25 protein-coding genes and 2 pseudogenes are annotated in these 22,092 nt (G+C 46.9%); 15 read left to right on the top strand and 12 right to left on the bottom strand.

Translation table 11 applies throughout. The features are described from left to right. Window positions 1–524: 524 nt before the first annotated feature. Window positions 525–956: a hypothetical protein gene (locus tag Q0372_RS00315; RefSeq protein ID WP_298101290.1), complete on the bottom strand. Its 432-nt coding sequence runs from the start codon at window positions 954–956 to the stop codon at window positions 525–527. Window positions 957–1,212: 256 nt separating this feature from the next. Between Q0372_RS00315 and Q0372_RS00310 the strand changes: the two genes are divergently transcribed. The 8 genes from Q0372_RS00310 to Q0372_RS00275 all read left to right on the top strand — a co-directional run bounded on the left by Q0372_RS00310 (window position 1,213) and on the right by Q0372_RS00275 (window position 7,775). Beyond that, a complete protein-coding gene (locus Q0372_RS00310; RefSeq protein ID WP_298101288.1) occupies window positions 1,213–2,448 on the top strand; it encodes a hypothetical protein in 1,236 nt (411 codons plus the stop codon). After that, the gene (locus tag Q0372_RS00305) at window positions 2,445–4,367 is read left to right on the top strand and encodes a ribonuclease R family protein (RefSeq protein ID WP_298101285.1); all 1,923 of its coding nucleotides are present in this window, start codon (window positions 2,445–2,447) and stop codon (window positions 4,365–4,367) included. The genes Q0372_RS00310 and Q0372_RS00305 overlap by 4 nt, the downstream gene beginning before the upstream one ends. Next, on the top strand, window positions 4,367–5,371 hold the full coding sequence (locus Q0372_RS00300; protein WP_298101283.1) for a DNA polymerase III subunit delta: 1,005 nt from the start codon (window positions 4,367–4,369) through the stop codon (window positions 5,369–5,371). Before Q0372_RS00305 ends, Q0372_RS00300 begins: the two co-directional genes overlap by 1 nt. A gap of 84 nt (window positions 5,372–5,455) precedes the next feature. Then, window positions 5,456–5,869 (top strand): 30S ribosomal protein S6, encoded by a 414-nt coding sequence (gene rpsF / locus Q0372_RS00295; protein ID WP_005873267.1) that lies wholly within the window; start codon window positions 5,456–5,458, stop codon window positions 5,867–5,869. Between the two features lie 10 nt (window positions 5,870–5,879). Continuing rightward, window positions 5,880–6,482 (top strand): single-stranded DNA-binding protein, encoded by a 603-nt coding sequence (locus Q0372_RS00290; RefSeq protein WP_298101281.1) that lies wholly within the window; start codon window positions 5,880–5,882, stop codon window positions 6,480–6,482. A gap of 13 nt (window positions 6,483–6,495) precedes the next feature. Continuing rightward, window positions 6,496–6,756 carry a 30S ribosomal protein S18 gene (gene rpsR, locus Q0372_RS00285; RefSeq protein ID WP_295151385.1) on the top strand — a complete coding sequence of 87 codons (261 nt, stop codon included), beginning with the start codon at window positions 6,496–6,498 and terminating at the stop codon, window positions 6,754–6,756. Window positions 6,757–6,872: 116 nt separating this feature from the next. Further along, the gene (locus tag Q0372_RS00280; RefSeq protein ID WP_298101279.1) at window positions 6,873–7,175 is read left to right on the top strand and encodes a hypothetical protein; all 303 of its coding nucleotides are present in this window, start codon (window positions 6,873–6,875) and stop codon (window positions 7,173–7,175) included. A gap of 102 nt (window positions 7,176–7,277) precedes the next feature. Continuing rightward, entirely contained in the window at window positions 7,278–7,775 is a 498-nt protein-coding gene (locus Q0372_RS00275) for a hypothetical protein (RefSeq protein ID WP_298101276.1), read from the top strand. 324 nt (window positions 7,776–8,099) lie between these two features. Here the strand turns inward: Q0372_RS00275 and Q0372_RS00270 are convergent, their stop codons facing one another. The 6 genes and pseudogenes from Q0372_RS00270 to hemW all read right to left on the bottom strand — a co-directional run bounded on the left by Q0372_RS00270 (window position 8,100) and on the right by hemW (window position 13,282). Next, window positions 8,100–8,552, bottom strand: a complete 453-nt coding sequence (locus tag Q0372_RS00270; RefSeq protein WP_298101275.1) for a hypothetical protein — start codon at window positions 8,550–8,552, stop codon at window positions 8,100–8,102. 39 nt (window positions 8,553–8,591) lie between these two features. Next, window positions 8,592–9,629, bottom strand: a complete 1,038-nt coding sequence (locus Q0372_RS00265; RefSeq protein ID WP_298101274.1) for a hypothetical protein — start codon at window positions 9,627–9,629, stop codon at window positions 8,592–8,594. Further along, window positions 9,626–10,645 carry a tRNA preQ1(34) S-adenosylmethionine ribosyltransferase-isomerase QueA gene (gene queA / locus Q0372_RS00260; protein ID WP_298101273.1) on the bottom strand — a complete coding sequence of 340 codons (1,020 nt, stop codon included), beginning with the start codon at window positions 10,643–10,645 and terminating at the stop codon, window positions 9,626–9,628. The genes Q0372_RS00265 and queA overlap by 4 nt, the downstream gene beginning before the upstream one ends. Before the next feature lies 1 nt (window position 10,646). After that, window positions 10,647–11,402: a twin-arginine translocase subunit TatC gene (gene tatC, locus Q0372_RS00255; protein WP_298101272.1), complete on the bottom strand. Its 756-nt coding sequence runs from the start codon at window positions 11,400–11,402 to the stop codon at window positions 10,647–10,649. A gap of 479 nt (window positions 11,403–11,881) precedes the next feature. After that, window positions 11,882–12,151, bottom strand: a pseudogene (tatB, locus tag Q0372_RS00250) (Sec-independent protein translocase protein TatB); the annotation flags it as partial. A gap of 57 nt (window positions 12,152–12,208) precedes the next feature. Then, window positions 12,209–13,282 (bottom strand): radical SAM family heme chaperone HemW, encoded by a 1,074-nt coding sequence (hemW, locus tag Q0372_RS00245; RefSeq protein WP_298101270.1) that lies wholly within the window; start codon window positions 13,280–13,282, stop codon window positions 12,209–12,211. Between the two features lie 136 nt (window positions 13,283–13,418). Here hemW and Q0372_RS00240 point away from each other — a divergent pair, with 136 nt between their 5' ends. Genes Q0372_RS00240 through folP form a run of 5 tightly spaced genes read left to right on the top strand, consistent with a single transcriptional unit; the run spans window position 13,419 to window position 17,383 of the window. Then, on the top strand, window positions 13,419–13,889 hold the full coding sequence (locus Q0372_RS00240) for an RNA pyrophosphohydrolase (RefSeq protein ID WP_005873256.1): 471 nt from the start codon (window positions 13,419–13,421) through the stop codon (window positions 13,887–13,889). Beyond that, on the top strand, window positions 13,889–15,094 hold the full coding sequence (locus tag Q0372_RS00235) for an aspartate kinase (RefSeq protein WP_298101267.1): 1,206 nt from the start codon (window positions 13,889–13,891) through the stop codon (window positions 15,092–15,094). The genes Q0372_RS00240 and Q0372_RS00235 overlap by 1 nt, the downstream gene beginning before the upstream one ends. Further along, a complete protein-coding gene (locus tag Q0372_RS00230; RefSeq protein WP_005873254.1) occupies window positions 15,094–15,627 on the top strand; it encodes a HobA family DNA replication regulator in 534 nt (177 codons plus the stop codon). The genes Q0372_RS00235 and Q0372_RS00230 overlap by 1 nt, the downstream gene beginning before the upstream one ends. Further along, window positions 15,624–16,244, top strand: coding sequence for a DNA polymerase III subunit delta' (locus tag Q0372_RS00225; protein ID WP_298101265.1), 621 nt, complete (start codon window positions 15,624–15,626; stop codon window positions 16,242–16,244). Before Q0372_RS00230 ends, Q0372_RS00225 begins: the two co-directional genes overlap by 4 nt. Further along, entirely contained in the window at window positions 16,241–17,383 is a 1,143-nt protein-coding gene (folP, locus tag Q0372_RS00220; protein WP_298101263.1) for a dihydropteroate synthase, read from the top strand. Before Q0372_RS00225 ends, folP begins: the two co-directional genes overlap by 4 nt. A gap of 296 nt (window positions 17,384–17,679) precedes the next feature. Here the strand turns inward: folP and Q0372_RS00215 are convergent, their stop codons facing one another. From Q0372_RS00215 to Q0372_RS00205, 3 genes are all read right to left on the bottom strand, one after another. After that, on the bottom strand, window positions 17,680–17,994 hold the full coding sequence (locus tag Q0372_RS00215; protein WP_298101261.1) for a hypothetical protein: 315 nt from the start codon (window positions 17,992–17,994) through the stop codon (window positions 17,680–17,682). Between the two features lie 3 nt (window positions 17,995–17,997). Next, a complete protein-coding gene (locus Q0372_RS00210) occupies window positions 17,998–18,198 on the bottom strand; it encodes a hypothetical protein (RefSeq protein ID WP_298101259.1) in 201 nt (66 codons plus the stop codon). Window positions 18,199–18,801: 603 nt separating this feature from the next. Further along, window positions 18,802–19,860 (bottom strand): hypothetical protein, encoded by a 1,059-nt coding sequence (locus tag Q0372_RS00205; RefSeq protein ID WP_298101257.1) that lies wholly within the window; start codon window positions 19,858–19,860, stop codon window positions 18,802–18,804. Between the two features lie 199 nt (window positions 19,861–20,059). On the opposite strand from Q0372_RS00205, the gene Q0372_RS00200 reads away from it, so the two are divergent. Together Q0372_RS00200 and Q0372_RS00195 are read left to right on the top strand one after the other, a co-directional pair. Next, on the top strand, window positions 20,060–20,335 hold the full coding sequence (locus tag Q0372_RS00200; RefSeq protein WP_298101255.1) for a DUF2314 domain-containing protein: 276 nt from the start codon (window positions 20,060–20,062) through the stop codon (window positions 20,333–20,335). 23 nt (window positions 20,336–20,358) lie between these two features. Continuing rightward, on the top strand, window positions 20,359–20,913 hold the full coding sequence (locus Q0372_RS00195; protein WP_298101253.1) for a DUF2314 domain-containing protein: 555 nt from the start codon (window positions 20,359–20,361) through the stop codon (window positions 20,911–20,913). 25 nt (window positions 20,914–20,938) lie between these two features. Here Q0372_RS00195 and Q0372_RS00190 read toward each other — a convergent pair whose 3' ends face one another. Next, complete coding sequence (locus Q0372_RS00190) at window positions 20,939–21,130, bottom strand: hypothetical protein (protein ID WP_298101250.1); 192 nt, start codon at window positions 21,128–21,130, stop codon at window positions 20,939–20,941. Between the two features lie 248 nt (window positions 21,131–21,378). Continuing rightward, window positions 21,379–22,092, bottom strand: a pseudogene (locus tag Q0372_RS00185) (cytochrome C); the annotation flags it as partial.

Below are 22,092 nucleotides of genomic sequence, written 5' to 3'. Positions count from 1 at the left end.
AATTTGATATTTGGATCTGTTTGATCTGAATTAGCCCTCAGTTAAACCCAAAGAACATAGCAGTCTTTTTATACCACAGCTTGTTAATTGTTCAATCCCCTATACCCCGCCCATGGCAGCTCTGCATATGTTTTTAGCGCCTCAAACTTTCTCATTTTTTTATCCTTTATCAAAAAAATTGTTATTTACTTAAATTTTTATTTATATCTATATTAAAGACCGTAAAAATATAATCCCTTACCTTATTGTAATTTTCTTCATTGAAAGAAAATATATGTATAGAATAAAGTCTTTCGTTATTTCGCCTATAATCAGACCAATGTATCTCTTCTGCGTATTCAAGATTTATTTGAAATTTTGGAAATATTTTCCAAAAATTTTTAAAACTTTTATTTTCATATCTATAAATTACCAAAAAAACTATAATTTCTAAAAATTCCGCAAACAATAATATAAATATTAAAAGTAATACACCTATTAAAGATATACCAAAAGTTCCTTCAATAAAGCCAATTATGAAAAAACTAACCAAAAATACTTGAAAATATCATATCTAAAAACCAGATTGCCTTAAAAGTTGTGTCGTTGTTAAATATTATATCTTCACTGCTAGTTTCTTTAAAATTTTGATCATAATATGCAACTTTTGAATTATAAAAATAGGTATATTTTTTCTTTAAATTTATAATATTAAAACAATCAAATATCAAAAATACAACTATTGCAAAGCCAAATTTTATTATCGTTCGTTTTGTGTCATCAAAATCTAAAATACCACTTTCAAGATCGTCTAAGTAACTAATGCAAAACCCAGAAGCAGTAATCCAAAATATCAAAATAAACAAATAATGTAAAATCAAAGCAAAGCCAGAATAATCCCGCAAAACTAGTGGTTCTTTGTCGTAGTCTCTAGCCCCTTCTTTTCTTGGCACAGTGCTGACTTCAAATTTATCCAAATCAAGCTCTTTATAAACGGAATTTCGATGCATTCTATACGAAAGGGGATTAAAATTTTATAAAACAGCGGATGAAATTTTAGTTTTGCCGTCACGATAAACGGGCGGTTTGATCTGCGATTTTCAAACACAAAAAAAGCGCTTAAAAGTCTCGCGAGTCGAAGCGAAATTCTAGCGCAACGGCGGCGTTTTGCTTTGCAATTTGAGTTAAAATTTGATATGATTGTGCGAAATTTATATTGAACGGCTTTTTAAAATGAATAAATTTATAACCCAAAAAATAGGCGCACTCGCGGGTTTTAGCGATGAAATTTTAAAAATTTTAGCATCGTTTGACGCGGATGTTTCGGACGCCAGGCTCGCTTTGCAAATTTCAAAAAACGCCCCTCTTGCGGATAAAATTTTAGATTTGGCCTTTTGTGGTTTGTCTAAATTTAGCGCAGAGGAGTTTGCGAGGCAAAATTTCGATGCCGCGGATGAGCGGCGTGATTTTCAGGGCGCGGAGCTTATGAGGCACGGCTTGCAAGACGCCGCAGACGAGTGGCGGCGAAACGAGTGTACCTCGAGCGAGCAAGAAAGCGCAGACTTAGCAGATCGGGGCGATAGTCTTAAATTTAATCGCTCAAATGGCGCAAACTACAGCGACGAGAATTTTAAATTTAACCCTTCGCAAGCAGCAAGCGATACGCAGCGGCAAAATCAGCACGCCGCCGCGAGAGCTGATTGCGCGCTAGGTTCGGGCATCTCTACGCAAGCCGTACAAACGCAGCAGCAAGAACGAGAGCAGGAGCAGGGGCAAGCGCAGCAGCAAAAACAGGAGCAAGAATGGGGGAGAGCGCAGGAGCAGGGGCGAGAGCAGGGCGCCGCGACACTAAAGACGCTAAAATTACAGCGAGCGTTTGAGCTTTACGGGCGCGAGCAGATGCGGGCGTTTTTTCTATTCGCGGTATTTGACGCGATGTTAAAGCCGGATTTGCAGGCGTATCGCATCGATCGCGAAAAGCTCACGCAGGTCTCGCTGCTGCGAAATCTGCTTATGTTTTCGTGGATCAAATCCTACCCGCAGATCGAGCAAAGTATCCTCTCAAGCGTGATTTTAGTGGAGTTCGGGCGGGTTTTTATCGACGAGCAGGTGTGTGCTGCGGGTAAGGCGGAGGAATTTTACCACGCCATCAAGGGCTCGATCTTTCCGCAGGATTTTACCGACGTGGAGATGAAATTTTGCGGTACGAACCGCGAGAGCGTCTCGCATGCGCTATTTGCGCATTTCGGGCTAGAGCAGATCGCGCAGGACGCGCTGTATTCAAACGCCCCCGACGACGCGCCTTTTGAGAACAAATCCCGCTACGCGATGCTAAAGATCGCCAAAACCGCGGTCAATATCTACCATCACTTCGACGAGCTTAGCATCGATAACGCTTTAAATTTACTAGTCGAGTTCGGCTTAGAACAGGAGGCGTTTTTAGAGGCGAAAGGCGAAATTTCGATATGAAAGAGTTCCTGCGCGCCTTTAACTCGGGTGTATTTGAAAAGGATCTTAGCGGCGAGCAAAAGGAGCTCGTGCGCAACCTCTTAAATATCGGCGCCATCAGCGCGCACAAGGGCAAGCTCTACCTAAACGACGGCTATGTTTTCGGTAGGCTCGACATCGCGCGCGACGGTACAGGCTATCTGCAAAGCTTCGACGATCGTTTCAAGGCAGATCTCATCATCGAAAACAGATATTTAAGCGGCGTGCATCTGGGCGATCTGATCCTAGCAAAAATTTTAAGCTCAAGAAAGTCCCGCCTGCACGCAAAGGTGCTGATGTGCGTCAAGCCCGCATTTTTAACGAGCGTGGTTTATACCAAAAGCTTCGGGCGCGAAATTTTAGGCGTGAATGTCAAAACCGGCCTCGCAAATCCGCTCAAAGCCACGCAAAAATCGCTAAAGCAGCTGCCCGCAAACACCCTTTTAAAGATCGATAATCTAACGAACGAAATTACCGAGGTGATCGGAAGCTTATCCGATCTCTTCGTCGATGAGAAAATTTCTTTAGCGATCTACGATAAAAACGACGAATTTAACGAGGCGTGCAAGCAACAAGCCGCGAGCTTCGGCAGCGAAGTGGACGAGGCGCTGTATCCGCAGCGCGTAGATTTGCAGCATCTGCCCTTTTGCACTATCGATCCTATCGATGCCAAGGACTTCGATGACGCGATCTATTTTGACGTAAAAGAGCGCACGCTTTACGTCGCGATCGCCGATGTGAGCGAATACGTAAGCGAATACTCGCCGATCGATAAGGAGGCGAAATTTCGCGGCTTTTCGATCTACTTCCCGCACCGATCCGTACCGATGCTACCGCGCGAGCTTAGCGAAAATATCTGCTCGCTAATGCCAAATCTGCCGAGGCTAGCCTTTGTTTTTAAGATCGCTTTAGATGAAAATTTAAACCCGCAAAAAGAGGAGCTTTTCGAAGCGATCATAAGATCAAAACGCCGCTTTAATTACGACGAGGTCGATGAAATTTTACGCACCCGCAAGGCGTGCGAGCCTGAAATTTTAAGCTGGCTCTTGCCGCTTAATGAAATTTGCGAGCGCCTGCGCCGCGCGAGGCTAAAGCGCGGATTTGATTTTCGCACCAAGGAGCTTCGCATCACGCTTGATGAGCGCGGTTTTATAAACTCCACTCGCTTTGAGACCGACACTCCGTCGCACAAACTCATCGAGGATTGTATGCTGCTAGCCAACAAAGCCGCTGCGGCGCGCATCGAGCGGGGCGTTTTTAGAAATCACGGCTCGGCGGAGCTTAAAAAAATTTACGCGCTGCTTGATGATCTGGCGCTGTTTGGCATCGACGCGCCGTATCAGAGCAACCTTGCCAAAATGATCGGCGAAATCCAAGCGCAAGCCGATGCCATGGGGATCCGCGAGGAGGTCGATAAGCTCATCATCAAGGCTCAAAAGCGCGCCGAGTACGGATCCGAATCGCGCGGGCACTTTGGGCTCGGATTTGATAACTATACGCACTTTACAAGCCCGATTAGGCGCTATTCCGATCTCATTTTGCACCGATTGCTAAAGGCGCAGATGAGGGGGGATGAGAAATTTTATAATTACCTGCTTTTAAACATCGACGCTACGTGCGCGCGGCTAAACGAGCTCGAGCGCGAAGCGGATAAGGTTGCATTTGATTTTATGGACCGAAAATTTGCGCGCTGGGCCGCGGAAAATTTGGGCAAAAAATTCCGCTGCTATATCGACGAAAACGGAAATTCCGTCACCGCAAAGCTAGACGACAAGCTAAAGGGGGCTAAAATTTTGGTTTCAAATTTCGCCGGCGACATTTTAACTCCCGTGCTAGTCGAGCTTACGGACGCAAACATCGCTAGCGGAGTGATTTTAGGCAGGGTGGTAAAGAAGATCTGATGTATAGGAAAGAATTTGACGGGCTTATCGCAAGCGGAAGGGTGCCGAATTTCGTGCTTTTGCGCGGCGGAGACGATTTTTCAAATGAGCTTTACGCGCAGCGCCTGAAGCAAATTTACGCCTCGGAAAATTTTTTGAGTTTGTATTTTTTGGAGTATGATTTTGAGCAGGCGCGGAGCTTCTTGGAGCCCTCGCTTTTCGGCGGTAGCAACACGCTTCACATCAAAACCGCCTCGCTCATCAAAAAAGAGGAGTTGCGAAGGCTCATCGCGCTATGTAAGGCGGACACGAATAACCATCTGATCTACGAGCTAAACGATAGCGAAATTTCGGTGAACGCGGATTTTATCAAGGAATTCGAACGAAACGAGGTCAGATTTTTCAAACCCTCGGGCGTAAACGAAGCCATAGCGCTGCTTGCGCAAAAATGCGAGATGTGCGGGCTTTTTGCAAACACCGCCGCACTTAGCAGGATATATGCCATCCACAACGAAAGCCTGAGCCTAAGTGCGAGCGAGATAGAAAAATTTGCAAGTTTAGGGCTTGAGCTTAGCCTGCAAAACGTAAATTTAATGGTTTATGGGCTCAGCGAGGTGAGCTACGACGAGCTTTTTGATAAAATTTTCGGCCTTTGCGACTTTCGCGTAGATTTTTACAAAATGGCTCTGGGTGGCGGATACAACGAGATGGAGCTGATAAATTATTTCTACCGCCTAATTTATAGAATTTTTCGCCTGCATGCTTACGTGAAAATAAACGGCAGATTTGATTTTAAGGCGGTTTTAGGCTATCAGCCGCCACCTTCCGTGGCCGCACAGATGCAGCGCTATGCCACCGGTTTTTCAACGCGGACGTTTTATAAAATTTTTGCCCACTTAAACGATTTGGAATTTGAACTCAAAAGCGAAAAGAATGCGGCGAAGGATGAGCTTTTGCTTGCGTCGTTTTTGAGGTTGCAGCGCATGCTGCTAAGTTCGCTCGGGCAAAAAGCAAATATTAAGTGAAATTTTAGTAATATCTCTTCGCATTTTTTGCAAAATCCTTGCCCGCAGACACTGTTTGCGAGCTAAAATCCATAAGGAGAATTTATGAGAAACTACGAGGTTTTATTCATCGTTAAGCCCACGCTTACCGACGATGAAGTTAAAACAAAAGTCGATTTCGTCAAAGAAATCATAACCAAAAACGGCGGAGAGATCGCTTCCGTAATCGAAATGGGCGCTAGAAAGCTAGCCTATAAGATCGACAAATATGAGCGTGGAGTTTATTTCGTAATCTATTTTAAGGCCGAACCGAGCCTGATCTCCGAACTTGTTAGAAATCTGCGCATCACCGAAGATATCATTAGATTTTTGACCGTCAAATATGAGACTAAGCGTGAAATTTCCGCTTGGGATAAACTAAGCAAAGGTATCAAGCTAAGCCCTGCAAAAAAAGAGCGCGAGCCAAAAGCGCCGGTAGAGCCAAAAGAGCCTGAAGAAGCAGCCAAAGAGGGCGAATAAAGGATAAAATATGTTCAATAAAGTAGTTTTGGTAGGTAATTTGACCCGAGATATCGAGCTTAGATATCTGCAAACGGGTACCGCCGTAGGCAAAACCGGCATCGCCGTCACACGCAGATATAATAGCTCAAACGGCGAGAAACGCGAAGAAACGTGCTTTATAGACATAGATTTTTTCGGTCGTACGGCCGAGATCGCAAACCAATACTTGCGAAAAGGCAGTAAAATTTTGATCGAAGGCCGCTTAAAGCTAGATCAGTGGCAGGATCAAAACGGACAGAACCGAAGTAAGCACTCCATCAGCGTAGATACTATGGAGATGCTAGGAAGCAATCAAGGTGGAAGCGGCGGCTATAATCAAGGCGGCAATTACGAGAGCGGCAATTATGGCGGAAGCTCCGGCGGCTATGGCGGCGGAAATTCTAACTATGGCGGCGGTAGTAATTACGGCGGCGGAAATGGCTATGCTAACAGACAAAACTCAAATTCTAGAGGCGCAAAAAACGATTACAATGCGCCTAAACAAAAAGAGCAGAGTTACGAAAGCACGATTCCGGAAGTCGACGTCGATGCCGATAAATACGATGACGGCAACGACACGATCCCATTTTAATTAAGGAAAAATCATGGCAGATAAGAGAAAATATACTAGGAAGTATTGCAAATTTACAGAGGCAAAGATCGAATTTATCGATTATAAGGACACGGCGCTGCTAAAGCACTGCTTAAGCGAGCGCTTTAAGATTATGCCGCGTCGCTTAACCGGCACTAGCAAAAAATACCAAGAGATGGTAGAAAAGGCTATCAAGCGCGCGCGCCAAGCAGCCCTTATACCTTACATTGTAGATCGCAAAGACGTGGTCGTAAATCCATTCGAAAATCTTTAAATTTTAGCGGTACAAAGCCGCTAAAATTCCTACTTTTTAAATCCAATTTTTAAAATTTTTAAGCCTGTTCTTATATATATATATAATTTCATCCATATTTTTTCAAAGGAGAAATTATGGCAGAGAATGAACAAGAGGAATATTTGGAATGTCCTTTTTGCGGCAAAGACGACATCAAATACGGTGCGGTCGTATGTAGCGGATGTCAGGCGGAGATCTCTTATAGTAGAGCATGGTTCTTGAAATTTTTAATAGGCGTGGTATGTCTTGTTTTTGGAATACGTGTCCTTATAAGATTCGGTTTTTTAATTCAAGATGTTTTTCTTATCTCTATCGGTACGATTTTGGTTTTATATTCTTTTGCGCTAGCAAGAGAACATAGCCCGGAATTTCATAGGACTATGGAACATGTCGAATAGTCTTGCATATTTTTCATCGCCCAATCGGCGGTTAAATTCTAAAACTTTCCGATTGAATTTATAATCGGAGAGTCTCGCTATTTAAATTTTTAAAGGTTGCTTATGGACTTTTTATTAGGTCTCATTATTGCGGCAGCTACTTCACTTGAAGGGCTTGCGGTAGCGATTTTAATCGCTGCTGCTATGGTTATTTTCAGCGCTTTTAATGCCACTATTGCTTTTGCCGCAGGATATATAGTATTTTGTATCGCGACCTGGTTATTATATGTAATTATTATATGCAATACGAACAATAGATTTATGATAATTGCGTCTCTTGCAGTAAGTTTAGCTCTGGGGTATTTAGCGGCCGATGCTGTTTATAAAAGTGAGCATGCAAAAGATGCTGAGCGCGAAGTGCAGAAGCAACAAAGTATGACGCAGCAAGATAAAGTCTATTATATCCAGCGACGTTTGATGTTTAGCGGCTACGGCGTGACGATCGACGGTAAATGGGGCAAAAAAACTATGCAAGCGTCACAGAAATATTCGGGCTCGTCCGCAACCTCGATCGACGAACTTTACGAGGCGGTCAAGGCTAAAAAAGAGGGCAAAAGATAAATTTAAATCGCAAGCCAAACCATCCGCACTAAATTCTTAAATTCACTCGCTTTATATACGTCTTATTGAGCGCCTCAAAACATATTGCGCCGCTTGTAAAATTTCTTAAGTCCGCTTGGGGCGTAAATTTTAGAAATAGAGCTTGAGCATTTTTGAGGTAAGCGGACGAAATAAATCTGCTTCGCGTAGACTATGTAAATTTAATAAATTTAGCTGCAAGGTGCGACGGAATTTACGCTGTTTGCGGCTTGCAAGCGGGATAAATTTAAGGGCGCGATCTTTGCGGATAAAATTTTATGCGCGACGACTGAGGCGCGCGGTTTTCTATAAAAGTTTAAATTTCTTATGCTCAAAGTGGTATTTTTTCTGCGAAATCGCGTTAAATTTAAGGCTATCTATCCTGAAAAAATTAACGGCGTATTCCTTCAGGCAGGTAAGGATGAAAGAGAAGCGGTAATTACCATTTTCGTAAAATATCTCGCTCGTTATTATTTCGCCGGGCGCCGCATCGCATCTTTGATCCGAGCTCATAACGCATTTTAGTTCATAATATCCATTTTGCAAATCTCCGATGTAAAATTTCAAATGCAACTTTTCATTGATTTGCTTTTTGGGTAGCAATAGCGCATCGTTGAAGTTTATGCCCGCAAAAATTCTTTCTAGCGTATGCATATTTTTATGCAGCCCTGCCAAATACGCCTCGTACCGCTGCTGCCTTAAGGCATATTCGCTATCTTTTATATTGCCCTTGATCCAATCTAAGTCAAAATATAGCACTTCAATCTTTTAGGTTTTAAATTTATCGCTGCCTGTTCGCTACAGCCCTAAGAAATTCTCATCGTTTTTGATCTTTTCGATAAGATCAAGCGTGGCGTAAAATTCGTCGTAGAAATATGGCATCTCGAGCTTAAAAAATTTGAAATTTAGCCCCTCCAGCACCTTGAGCGAGTGTTTGTTTTTGAGCAGAAATATGAAAAACACCCCGTCTTTTTCCAGCGCGTTGAGGTAGTTTATTTCGCTTATATTTGCGCGCAGGATCTCAGCGTCGAGGATGACGACGTCGGCTACGTAGATGAAGTCGTTTAGATGCCTCTTTGCGCTCTCCCAGTTGGAGTTTGGCATCACGTCGCAGCCAAGCCCACTTAAAAAATCTCGCAGCTCCTCAAAGATCGCGCGGTTTTTATGCGTGATGATGACGTTGTAGTCGTATCTTTTTGCGCCAAAGCTCTGCTGCGCGAAGCAGCTAAGTACTGCATCCATTTTGATAAAGGTTCCGCGCCCGTCAGCTCCAATACTCGGATGCGAACCGAGTGCACGCAAATGGGTCTGCGCCGAAGTAAGATGCTCATCGTCCGTGCTAGCAGCGCTTTCTAGTGCACTTTTAAGCGCATAGGTACGCGGATCCTTTAGCTCGCGATCGATACCTACTCGCACGTCGAGCTTGATAGAGCTCATATTTGCTCTAAGTTCCTTACTGCTAAATTCCACGCTTACGCGGATTGGTTCAGCGATATTTTGCAGGAAAAACTCGCACGCGTCAAAGACCGCGCTAGTGAGATTTAGCACCTCGCCGCCGTAGATACGCGGCAGCTGCGGTGGGAAGCTAAGATAGAGCGTGCTATCGTATTTCGTGCACTCCTCAAATAAAATTTCGCTTTGGAATTTTAAAATTTTTAAAATATCGATCTGCGCGATATCCTCGCGTCTGGGAACGACGGAATCGCTTTCTTTGGCTTTAGGCGCAGCGGAGAAAATTTTGCCGCTTACGGCGGGCTTTTTAGAAAAGAGCTTTCTTGCCACAAAGCCTGCCGTCGCAGCCAATATTGCTAGCGCGCCTAAAACCACGGCTTTCATAGCACAAGCATCCCATCGCCATAGGAGTAGAAGCGGTATCTTTGCTCCACTGCGATGCGGTAGAGCTCAAGCGTGCGCTCAAGGCCGATGAAGCTCGCCACGAGCATTATCAGCGTGGATTTGGGTAGGTGAAAATTTGTAAGCAAAAAATTCTGTCTTATCGGCGGATTGCCCGGGTGCAAAAACAGCTCGCAGATCCCGCTGCTTTGCCCGTTGCGCGCAAAATTTTCGATCGTTCTCGTCACCGTCGTACCCACGCCTAAAATTTTTCGCTCGCTTTTTAGGATTTGCGCGGTCTGCGGCGGGATGGAGTAGAGCTCGCCGTGCATCTTATGATCGCGCAGATCCGCTACTTCCACGGGCTTGAAGGTGCCCGCGCCTACGTGTAGCGTGATAAAATAAATTTCGTGGTTTTTGCGCAGATCGTTTAGCATCGCATCGTTAAAATGCAAGCTCGCGGTGGGTGCGGCGACGGCGCCTTGCTCGCGCGCGAAGATGCTTTGATACCAGCTCTCGTCCTGCTTGGTATCGGTGCGCTTGATATACGGTGGCAGCGGCACATGACCGATACGTTCGCAAATTTCAAAAACATCATGGGTGTTTAAAGCCTTGCCGCCGCGCTCAAACTGCACGATGCGAAGCCCACCTTCCATCAGCTCGCAAACGCGCGCTTCAAGGTCACTTTGAAATTTTAATTCGCTGCCCACTTTGACGCTGCCGCGAATATAGGCACTAAATTTATTGCCCTCAAGCGGCGAGTTTAGCAGAAGCTCAATCTTGCCGCCGCTATTTTTGTGACCGAATAGGCGCGCCTTAATTACTCGCGTGTCGTTAAAAATAATATCGCAAGGCGGCAGGGCGTCCGCTAGATCGCCGAAGTGCGCGTGGGTGATCTGCTCTTTGGTGCGGTCGTAGATTAGCAGGCGCGCGCTTTGTTTGGGCATCACGGGCGCGCTTGCGATGAGCTCGCTGGGAAGCTCGTAATCGTAGCTACCGACTAAATTTAGATCCGCCATCTCACGCCTGCGCTACGTCCGTGGAATTTTTGCCTTCGTCATCCTCGGGCTTATATGGATTTATCATTTTGGCGATGAAGATTGAGAGTAGATAAAGCGCAATTAGCGGAGTTGCGAGCATAAACTGACTAAGCACGTCCGGCGGCGTCATCACCGCTGCAAAGATGAAAATAATGACGATTGCGTAGCGAAAAAAATCGCTCAAGCTTTTATTAGTTACAAGCCCGATCTTGGCGAGAAAAAAGGTCACCACCGGAAGCTCGAAGCTGATGCCGAATGCGACGACGAGCTTAGCGAAAAAGCCTACATATTCGCCGATCGTAGGCATCGCAGTAAATTGCTTGGCGCCAAAATTTACCAAGAAATTAAATGCGACGGGGATTACGAAAAAATAGCAAAACGCCGCGCCTAAAAAGAACATAACGCTCGCGCCGCTAACGAAAGGGATGACGTATTTTTTCTCGTTGTCGTAAAGCCCAGGCGCTACGAAAAGCCACACCTGCCAGAAAATTATCGGCATCGCTAGAAGCAGCGAGGTGAAAAACGATACCTTCATCGCAGTAAAAAACGTTTCGCCAAGCTGGGTAAAGATGATCTCACTGCCCTTAGGAAGCACGCGCACTAGCGGGCGGGTCATAAAGCCTAAAATATCTTCCCAAAAGCCGAAGCACGCGATGAAAAGGACGATGACGGACAGCACGCAGATAACTAGGCGCTTACGAAGCTCGGCTAGATGGGGTTTTAGCTCTTCAAACATTAAATTTCTCTCTCATTTCTCTCTCATTATGATTTTTGCGTATCGTTATTTTGCGCGGAATTTTGCATAGAATTTTGCGCATCGCCGTTTAAATTTGCATTCATATTTTGCGCGGCGCTTTTCGCTTCACCGCTTGCATTCGTATTTTGTGCGCTATTTTCTGCACCGCCGTCCGTGTTCGGCATAAAATTTTCGCCTTTGTTTCCAGCACCAGAATTAGCGCTTTTGCTTTCAACGCCGGAATTTGTTGCGATGTCGGCGGAGCCTTGCATAGAGTTTGCGTTGTTAGAAGAGCTTTGCACAGAGTTTTCTTCGCTTGAACTTGCTTTTAAATTTGCCGTCTCATTCTGTTTTTGTGCCGAGACTTTCGCGGAGTTTAACGCGTCTTTGGCGGCGTCCGAGCTAAGCGTTTCTTTAAGCGAGCTTTCCGCGTCTTTTAGCCCCGCATTTAGCGTCTCTTTGACCGAGTCGATACCGCCTTTTATCTCGTCGAGCTCCTCAAATGTGAGCTTTTTGCGCACACCCTCGCTTGCTTGCGTGATGCTCTCTTTATATTTTTTGGCATCCTCTTTGAGCTCGGCGATGCGAAGCTCCTGATCGAAGCTCGATTTTGCGTCGTTGATGGTTTTTTTGATGACTTTGAAGTATTTTGCGAGCTCGACCAGCACTTTTGGAAGCTTTTCGGGCCCCAGCACGATTATCGCGATGATTAAAATGACCGTAATTTCAGGCATACTGATACCAAACATAAAATTTCCTAACGTAAAAAGTGGCGTATTGTAACTAAAATTTCATTAATCTTAAATTTAGCGCCCGCGGCGGCTTTCTTGCGTGATAAAAAGCGCAATCTCGTCGGCAAGCAAGAAGTTGGGATTATAAAATTTGCCCTCGGCAAATTTCAGCTTTTTTTCGCGTACTAGCAGCTGCGCGTTGCTTAGCTCCGAGGCGTCTAAAATTTGCGCTTCCACACCCAAAACGCAGCGCAGCCCGAGAAATATGCGCTCAAGCTTTTTATCCTGCGCGCTTAGAGCTTCGCGCTGTTTTTGCAGCGGGTCCGCGATATAGCTTTGTAAATTTGTAGGCGAGCTAAGGCGCACCTGCCCGCTAGTTCCGACCGCAAATGCCCCGAATCCCGCGTAATCCTCGCCGCGCCAGTAAGCCAGATTGTGCTTACAGCGCAGTCCGCGCGCGGCAAAATTTGAAATTTCATACTGGCTAAAGCCGCTATCAGCTGCCAAAGCAAAGAGAAATTTAGCTAGAGCCGCGCTTTCCTTTTTAAAGCTTTCGCGCCCAAAAAACGGCGTGTTTTCCTCAAGGCTTAGCGCATAGGCGCTTAGATGCGGCACTTCGCAGCGCGCAAGCTCATCCATTTCAAATTTTAAATTCCTTTTATCGTCAAATTTGCTCGCGTAGATTAGATCTAAATTTATATTGTCAAAGCCCGCTGCTTTGGCATTTTGCACCGCCAGAAAAATCTGCGCCGCACTGTGCGCGCGACCAAGGAATTTTAGCTTGGCGTCGTTAAAGCTCTGCGCGCCGAAGCTGATGCGATTTACGCCGAGCCCCTGCATCGCGCTAAGCCAAGCGGGGCTAGCGGAGTTCGGGTTGGCTTCCGAGCTGATTTCGGCTTTAGCGGCGAAATGCGGCGCAAGCAGCGCAAAAATTTCATCATAAAGCCCCGCATCTACGGCGCTTGGCGTGCCTCCGCCGATAAAAAGCGTCGAAATTTGCGCGTGCGGATTTCTCGCCAAAAAATCGCGCACTTCAAGCTCTAGCGCGCGAAAGTAGCTTTTTACGAGGCTAAACTTATCGCTGAAGGAGCCAAAAGCGCAATACGGGCATTTGGAGGTGCAAAACGGTACATGGATGTAGATGTGCAAGGGCGGTCCTATGGGCTAAATTTACGTCGCAAAATTTAGCGAATTAATTTGAAAATTTATATAAATTTTAAGCCTCTTAACGCAAATTTTAATATTTTTAGGTAGAATTTTGAGAAATTTTTTGTGAGAAAACGAGATGGAAAAAGAGAAAAATTACAGACCGAATGTCGCTGCAATCGTGCTTTCGCCATCGTATCCGTTTAACTGCGAAATTTTGATTGCGCAACGAAGCGACATCAAAGGCGCTTGGCAGTTTCCTCAAGGCGGTATCGACGATGGTGAGACGCCTAAGATGGCGATCCGCAGAGAGCTCGGTGAGGAGATCGGAACAAGCAAAGTCGATATCATCGCTGAGTGCCCGAAGTGGCTCAGCTACGACTTTCCCGATGGGGTAGCTCAAAAGATGCGCCCATACGACGGGCAAATTCAAAGATATTTTTTGGTGAGATTGCGAAGCTTAGCCGATATAAACATTAATACTAAACTTCCAGAGTTCGACGCATTTAAATTCGTAGGCGCAAATGAGGTTTTAAGACACGTAAATCACTTCAAAAAGCCGATTTACGCGACGGTTTTAAAATATTTTAAGGAGGAGGGTTACATTTAATGCTGATCGTTCAAAAATACGGCGGTACGAGCGTCGGTACGCTAGAGCGGATCGAGGCGGTCACGCAGCGCGTGATAAAGACTAAAAACGAAGGACACGATGTCGCGGTAATCGTCTCTGCGATGAGCGGCGTTACCAATCAGCTCATCGAGCAGGCGGAATTTTTTACTAAAACTCCCATAGGCAGAGAGATGGATGTGCTGCTAAGCTCGGGCGAGCGCGTTACGAGTGCACTTTTAGCTATCGCGCTAAACGCCAAGGGCTATGCTGCGATCGCATTTAGCGGGCGAGGTGCGGGCATCGTGACGGATAATTTTCACACCAAAGCTCGCATCGTCTCTATCGATCCAAAAAGCATGCAAGAGGCGCTAAAGCAGGGAAAAATCGTCGTCGTCGCGGGCTTTCAAGGTATCAGCACCGCAGGCGAAGTAACTACGCTCGGGCGAGGCGGAAGCGATCTTAGCGCAGTCGCCGTCGCAGGAGCGCTGAATGCCGATCTGTGCGAAATTTACACCGACGTAGACGGCGTATATACGACCGATCCGCGCATCGAGCCCAAAGCCAAGAAGCTTGATCGCATCAGCTACGACGAGATGCTTGAGCTTGCGAGCTTGGGGGCGAAGGTTTTGCAAAACCGAAGCGTTGAGCTTGCGAAGAAATTAAACGTAAATTTGGTGACGCGAAGCAGTTTTAACGATCATGAAGGAACACTCATAACAGGAGAAGAAAAGATGGAAGATGCGGTAATTAGCGGCATTGCACTGGATAAAAATCAAGCAAGAATTACGATTAGAAATGTAGAGGATCGCCCCGGCGTCGCGGCTGAAATTTTCTCCGCGCTTGCAAGCAAGGAGATCAACGTCGATATGATCGTGCAAAATATCGGACGAAACGGCGAGACGAATTTAGGCTTTACCGTGCCGCAAAACGAGCTGGAAACGGCCTATAGGGTAATGAAAGAGGTAAATCCAAATCCGAATTCCATCATCGAATCGGACGCCGATATCGTAAAGGTTTCTTTAGTCGGCGTTGGTATGAAAAGCCACAGCGGCATAGCTAGCAAGGCGTTTAAGACGCTTGCGGACGAAGGGATAAATATCCAGATGATCTCCACGAGCGAGATTAAAATTTCGATGATCGTAGAGGCCAAATACGGCGAGCTTGCCGTGCGCGCGCTGCATAAAGCCTACGATTTGGATAAATAATGCAGGATCTGCACACTTGGAGCGTCACGGCGATGCGCTCCGAGCCCGGACTTGAGTGGCTCGAGGATCGCAAGGAGGATTGGACGCCGCTTTTGGCTTCAAAGCTCAAATTTCTCCACGACGGCTTTGCTTTCATCGTCATCTGCGACGATGAGCGGAGCTGGTTTAGCGAATACATCATCAAAAAGATCAACTCCTCGACCAACTCTCGTCCGTTGCTGCCGTTTTTTTCGCTGCGATCGCTCTACCGCGGCGGCGTAAATAGCCTAGAGGACGCGCTGCTGCTAAACGATATGCTAAGCCTCGCGTTTGCCAACGGCTTTATATATTTTTACATCGGCAACGGCAACCATCCGCTAGCCAAAATCGCCAAAAGCCACGAGGACAGCTATCTGTGGCTCATCGACGAGAGGCTGCAAAACAGCTTCTACATGAGCGAGAGCGATCCGAGCCTGGATCTCAAACTTATCCAGCTTTTTAAAATTTTAGATAAAAGTATCGACGCCGTGCTTTTTGACGAAGTGGTGCTTTGAAAATCATAAATCAGATCGTTTTAACGGGCGATTATGAGGGCTTTAAAGATAAAATTTTAGCCGAAATTCCGCGTAAAAATTTGCGCTTTTTCGAAAGCGTCGAGCTTAAGATCGATGAGGCGCGAAAGATCATAGACGAAGCCTACGTCGCCGAGCGCGAGGATAAGATCATCGTCATCGCCGCTACGAAATTCGGCGAGGAGGCGCAAAACGCCCTGCTTAAAATTTTAGAGGAGCCGCCTAAAAATACGGTATTTTTCCTGATCACCCCCTTCATCAACGCCCTGTTGCCTACCATCCGCTCGCGCCTCGTGGTGCAAAATCTCTGCGTGCGAAAGCCCAGATACCGCACCGGGCTAAGCTTAGCCAGACTTAGCCTAAAGGAAGCGGTGGAGTTTATCGACGCACAGATTGCGCTGGAGCGCAAGGGCGAGCTGGATAAAACAGCGCTAAAAGCGCTCATCGGCGAGATCGCGCTAGAGTGCTTCGAAGCAGGCGTTAGGCTAAGCGGCGATGAGCTGCAGCGAATAGATCGCTTAAGCTACCTTGCCGAGCACAACGCCAAAGCTCACGCCGTGCTTACTCCGTTACTGTTGATGATCGAGGAGAAAAGATGAAAATTTATAAAATTTCAAACGAAGCCGATTTTGCGCTGATTTGCGAGCGTATCGGCGTGCGAAATGCTGGACGAGCGATAATGCAGAAAAAATCGCGCCTAAACTTTTTCTATCTAAAAGATCTGCGAGCGCCCGCGGCAAATATTTTAAAGCAGGATGCCCTTAGTATCGGCGCCGAGCTTGCGTGCAACGAAGGGGTGATCCTGGGGCGCGATGATACGGACGCGGTTTTGATCGCAAACGACCGCCAGATCGAAGCTTTGGCGCAGAAGGAAGCACTGCAGGATTTCGGGCTAAAAGAGCTCGCGAAATTTCTAGGCAAGAAATTTGCTAAGCCGCAAAGCTGCGAAATAATGGGCGTCGTCAATATCAACTCCGATAGCTTCAACCCCGCAAGCCGTGCGGCAAGCTTAAAAGAGGCGACCAATAAGATCGAAAAGATGATCGAGCAGGGCGCCGCTATCATCGACATCGGCGGCGTGAGCTCGCGCCCGGGCAGCCAGTACTGCGGCAGGAATGAGGAATTTGCGCGCATAAAGGATGTCGTGAGCGAAATTTACCGTCTGCGTCTGCATGAAAAGGCTAAATTTAGCCTCGATAGCTTCGATGAGTATTGTTTGGAATTCGCGCTAGATCGGGGCTTTAGCATCATCAACGACATCAGCGCAAACCTCGCTCTCGCCCCGCTTGCGCTTCGCTACGACGCCGCTTACGTGCTGATGCATATGCAAGGAAAGCCGCAAAATATGCAGCTTGCGCCCAAATACGACGATCTGATGGGCGAGATCGATGAGTTTTTTGCGCAGAATTTGCAACAGCTTCGAAGCGCGGGGCTTAAAAAGATCATCCTTGACGTGGGCATCGGCTTTGGCAAGACCGCCGAGCAAAATTTGGTACTGATTAAAAATTTGCAGCATTTTTTGCACTTCGGCTGCCCGCTGCTCGTGGGCGCGAGCAGAAAGAGCGTTATCGATTTTTACAGCCCCTCCGCGGTCGAGGATAGGCTCGCAGGCTCGCTGTATCTGCACCAGATCGCGGCTTTAAACGGCGCCGCGATCATCCGCACGCACGATGTTTTTGAACACGCTCAAATGCTAAATCTAATGCGCGCGATGGACGCCGCTGCGGTAAAATTTTAAAATTTTGCGGAATTTTCACGAAATTCCATATTTTTTACGAGATTTTTGTAAATTTGCCTTATGCGGAATTCTAAAATTCCTCAAGGAAATATTTTAATTCTTTTAAAATTTTGCGAAAGAGCTTTTGCGGAATTTTATCCGTGTTTTATTTTGCGCCTAAGCTTTCGTGCGCTTGCTCGTCTAAACTTATAAAAATTTATAAAATTTAGCTCGATTTATGAGGCGCGTCAAAACAGCGAAGTAAAGAGGGATAAATTCTAGCGACGATTGCACGGATTATTTCTACGCGAACCGAGTTATTTCATTTTTGGGCGAAACGAGTGCTTTACGTCAAAGCCCTTGCTGGCAATTTTTATATCATTTGGTATTGTGCCCGTCGGAGCGGAGGCGTCCTTTTTAGCGGATAAAAACTCGACTAAGCTTTGCCAGACGAAATCGGCGTCCAGATAAAACCTCATCGCGTTAAGCTGTGGATTTATCGCTACGGTGTGAATGTCCTGTGTGAACTTAAAAAATACGATGGGTGCGTTTAAAATTTCATCTTTGCTTATAATTTTATCGTCGCGAACAATATTTTTTAGCATCGTTTTGCAGTCGCCCTCTAGCGCCACGGGCTACAAAATTTCCTCGCGCGTAGCCTGCTCGCCGACCTTGCTGAGCCATGAGACGATATGGGCGCGAAATCCATCGCTAAAGCTCAAAGTTCTGTCCTCCCAATACTGCCTTCTTAGCTCCGTCTCGTCAAACTCTAGACTTGTGTAAGCTTTACCCTGAGAGGCGAAAATATGGACTAAATTTTTGCCGATGAAAATCATGGAGTGAAGCAGGCGCGGCAGTTTATTTACGTCAGTTTTGCTCCAGTTTATAAATTTGCCGCCGATAAAGCGGTACCCGCTAAGCTTCCTTTCAAAGACCTTTTTATCGCCCTCGTCAAGCCTCCATAGCTCGTCCGCACTGAGTTTCTGCGGTCATAGACCAAAGTCTCGTCAAGCCCGTATTTTTGACACCATAAAATCGTAATTATCTTTAAATTTCGAGATAATTTTCATGTTCGTCCCTTAAAATTTTATCTTCCCTAAGTTTCTTAATCGGTGCACTTTGCGCCGAAGCCAACGCAAAATTTTATCGCTGCAAATTTGCGCTGCAAACCTCGCAAATTTTACTAAAATTTACTGCTAAATCGCCAAAATTTATATCGTAAGCCCACGGCTCGCTCAATTTTACCGCGTGCCGGCAAAATGGTAAAACCGAACGAAAAGCGTGCGGCGCGGCAAATTTTAAATTTATTTTACGCGGCGGCGTAGAATTTTAAAATTTATTTTCCGCGATGGCGCAAAATTTCAAATTTATCTGCCGCAAAAAACAGAGTCCATTACCGTCTAAGTCGGAAATTTTGGTAGCGGTAAAAACCAAAGTCGCTACCGCTTAAAGTCATGAATTTCGATACTAGCGCCATATTTTTTGCAAAGCTGCTGCACCTTTTCTTTCAGCTTCTCCTCGTCATAGCAGATGAGATCAATGTATGTGTGCTTCTGCCCGGTTGCACCGCCGATTATCTCCAGAAACGAGCCGCAGCTCTCCAGCTCCTCGTCCTCGATCTTGTTTCGCAGATCAAAGCCCGCCTGCATGTCGCCGCCGTTACCTACGCTAAGAAAGCAAAATTTGATGCCGAGCTCGAAGGCTTCGTTATAGATGTCGCGCTTGCCGCCTAAGTACTCGCCTATGAGATTTCGCAGGCAGGTTGTGCCCACGACCACGTCCTCGCGCACCTCGCTACCGCGCGGCTGCATCTCGTAGCTAAAAAAATTTTTTAGCGGTTCGCGCGCGGCTTTTTCGCCGAATTTCTCATCGACCAGATCGGCAAATTCGCTTAGCGGCACGCCGTTTTCTTCGGGCTCGGCCAGTACCTCAAGCTCGCCTAGCGTATTTATGATCGCCGTTTCGCCAATCATATTGTCGAGCAGGATAAAGCTAAGGTTATAGGCCTTGCCCTCGTCCTGCGCGAGTAGAGCCGCTAGGTTTGCGTTGTAAATTTTAATATCCACGTCGCTTTCGTTAAACTGCGCGTAGATCATCGACTCCTCGGCGTTTACGCGGGTACCATACATCTCGATCCCGCCGATACCTCGCGGCGCACGCGGCTTTCCGAGCGTGCAGAGCATTTTGGACTCGAGCTGCTTGGGCATAGCGTTTTTGATAAAGCTTAGCCAAAATAATCGGTGTCTCATACCCTCGGGAGTTAGCACCAAATCAAGCTTATCGCCCGCAAGCCCCGTCATAAAATAGGGCTCGGCAAGGCAGATGCGAAGCTTCTCGTCAGTCTTTTGCATCGCCTTTTCAAACTCTTCCGCCGCCAGATCGGCCTTGATCTCATCTATCACGCCGCTAAATTCCACCCAAAATTTATCCACTCTGCCGGCAAAAGTGCTTGGGATTTGCGCTTTTTCAGCCTTTTTGCCCAAACCGAATAGCCCCATAATCTCTCCTTTAATTAAATTTAAACGTAATTATAGCTAATTTTTGCGCGGGCGCGGAACGCAAGCCGTAAGACCGCCCCTGCTCTTCTGCGCTCCGCTATACGGCTCGCGCGGTGAAATTTTGCCCGCTATTTTAATCAGGCAAATGAAAGTAAATTTAAAATACAATACGAATCTCAACTAAATTTAAGGGGAGCAAATGGGACTGTTTAAAAAACTATTCGGCGGCGATGACGCGAGCTCGAAAGATAGCAATAGCAAAGGCGCACAGGATGAAAACGCCGCGGCAAAAGACGCAAAAGAAAGCGAGCCCGTGTTTTACGCGGACGGCGAAGATGAGGCGATGCTAAAAGCATTCGAGCAGGCGCGAAAGAGCTTTCGCTACTTCTGGCGCGAGCTGTACTGGGAGCGCCTCCGCATCGTCCCCGCGCTTAGCTTTGCCTGCGCGTCAAGGTCGCCTTTTCGCAAGAGCTAAACGGCAGCACCGAGGTCGAGCATATGTGGGTAAACGACGTGTATTTTGACGGCGAGCGCGTTTGCGGCGTGCTCGTAAACGACCCGAACGTGCTAAGCAACATCAAAAACGGCGAGCAAGTCGCGGTGCCGCTAGAGCAGATCAGCGACTGGATGTTTGCGATAGAGGGCAAGACCTACGGCGGCTTTAGCGTGCAGGCGATGCGCAAAGCTATGAGCCAGAGCGAGCGTGCCGAGCACGACGAGGCGTGGGGGCTAAATTTCGGCGATCCGGGCGTCGTGCTAGTGGCGTACGAACAGCAGGAGCATCCGCAAAATTTAACCGAGCACCCGATGAGCGTCAATACGAAGAAAAATTTCGAGGAGTTTTTGCGCGGGTATCCGGACGAGATCACGCGCACGGACGATGAGGGCTACACGATGCTGCACCACGAGGCGATCGCGGGCAACCGCACGAGGATCGAGCTTTTGCTTGCTAAGGGTGCGGATAAAAACGCTAAAAATATCCACGGCAAAACCGCGCTCGATTATGCTAGAGCGCTCGGCTGGGATCACGTCGCGGAGGCGCTTAGCAGGTAGGCGGCGCAAATTTCTCGCTTGAAATTTAGCTTTTGCCGTTTGTAAAATTTAGCGACGGGTCTATGGCGATAAATTTGGCTGCGTGCGAGATGAAAATTTTACTATCGCTAGATATGCCGATACCGTTGCGGACATTGTTTAAATTTCGCCGCTTACAAATCTGTTTGCTGCTAGATACGACCGATATAGCGCGGCAGGCTTGTTTAAAAATTTGCAACTTTTAAAATTTAAGCTCGCCAGATTTATATTTGGTTGCATTGCGAGCTGCTTTGATAAAATTTCATTAGCCAAATTTAGTTATGGCGCAAAACGCCGGCGAGGCTAAATTTTATGGCTTATAAATTGACTACGCCTATTCTTTTTACCAAGGCCAAATAGCCCCATAAGCTCCGTCTTGATTAAATTTAAAGAGCACGATGCCGATTTTTGTGCAGGCTCGGGATTCAAATTTTAAAAACCCCGCTCTCACGTGCACTGAAAGCAACCGCCCAAAACCTCGCATTTCTCGCAGATCTGCATGTATATGACGCCCTCGCCCCCTATCATCTCGCCAAACGGGATCTGCGCTAGATGCTTCATCGTCCCGCCGCAGCTAGGGCAGACTAGATACTCGGCGTCCTGCACCCACTGCGGATAGCCTCCCACGGTCGTATCAAGCTCGCCAAAGCAGCCGTAAAATGGCGAAACCTCGCCGCCTAGCTTAAATTTCATATCGCACAGTCGCGCCATGTCCTCTTGCGAAAAATAACTCTCCGTAAATCCTTCGCCTTTATAGCTTAGCTCCAGCTCGCCGTCTGCGCCTCTCTTGCAAAAATAAACGACCGAACCGATACAGGTCGGGCAGCAGCGAAAGATCGCGTCGTGCTTTAAATTCAGAAACGCAAGCCGCGGCTCATCGGCCTTAAGACGCAGCATATCGAGCATCTCGCAGCCGCAAAACTCGCACTTTTGCCCCGTAGGCCTGCCGATCTGCACGGGCTCATCCGCGTTTTGGTTTGCGCATTCGCGAGCGTTTTTTACATTTTCGCTTAAATTTAAACCGCTGCTAGCGTCTTTTTGCGCGTCTGATTTGAAATTCGCGCGCTCGTTCCGCAAGCTCGCGTTTGCGTCTTCGTCCATGCTTGCGTGAGCACTCTGCGCGCCCGCATGCAAATTTGAAATTTTATCCGCGCCGTTTTG

This window comes from uncultured Campylobacter sp. (assembly GCF_937997405.1).
Classification (GTDB): domain Bacteria; phylum Campylobacterota; class Campylobacteria; order Campylobacterales; family Campylobacteraceae; genus Campylobacter_B.
This window is presented reverse-complemented; position numbering and strand designations above follow the sequence as displayed.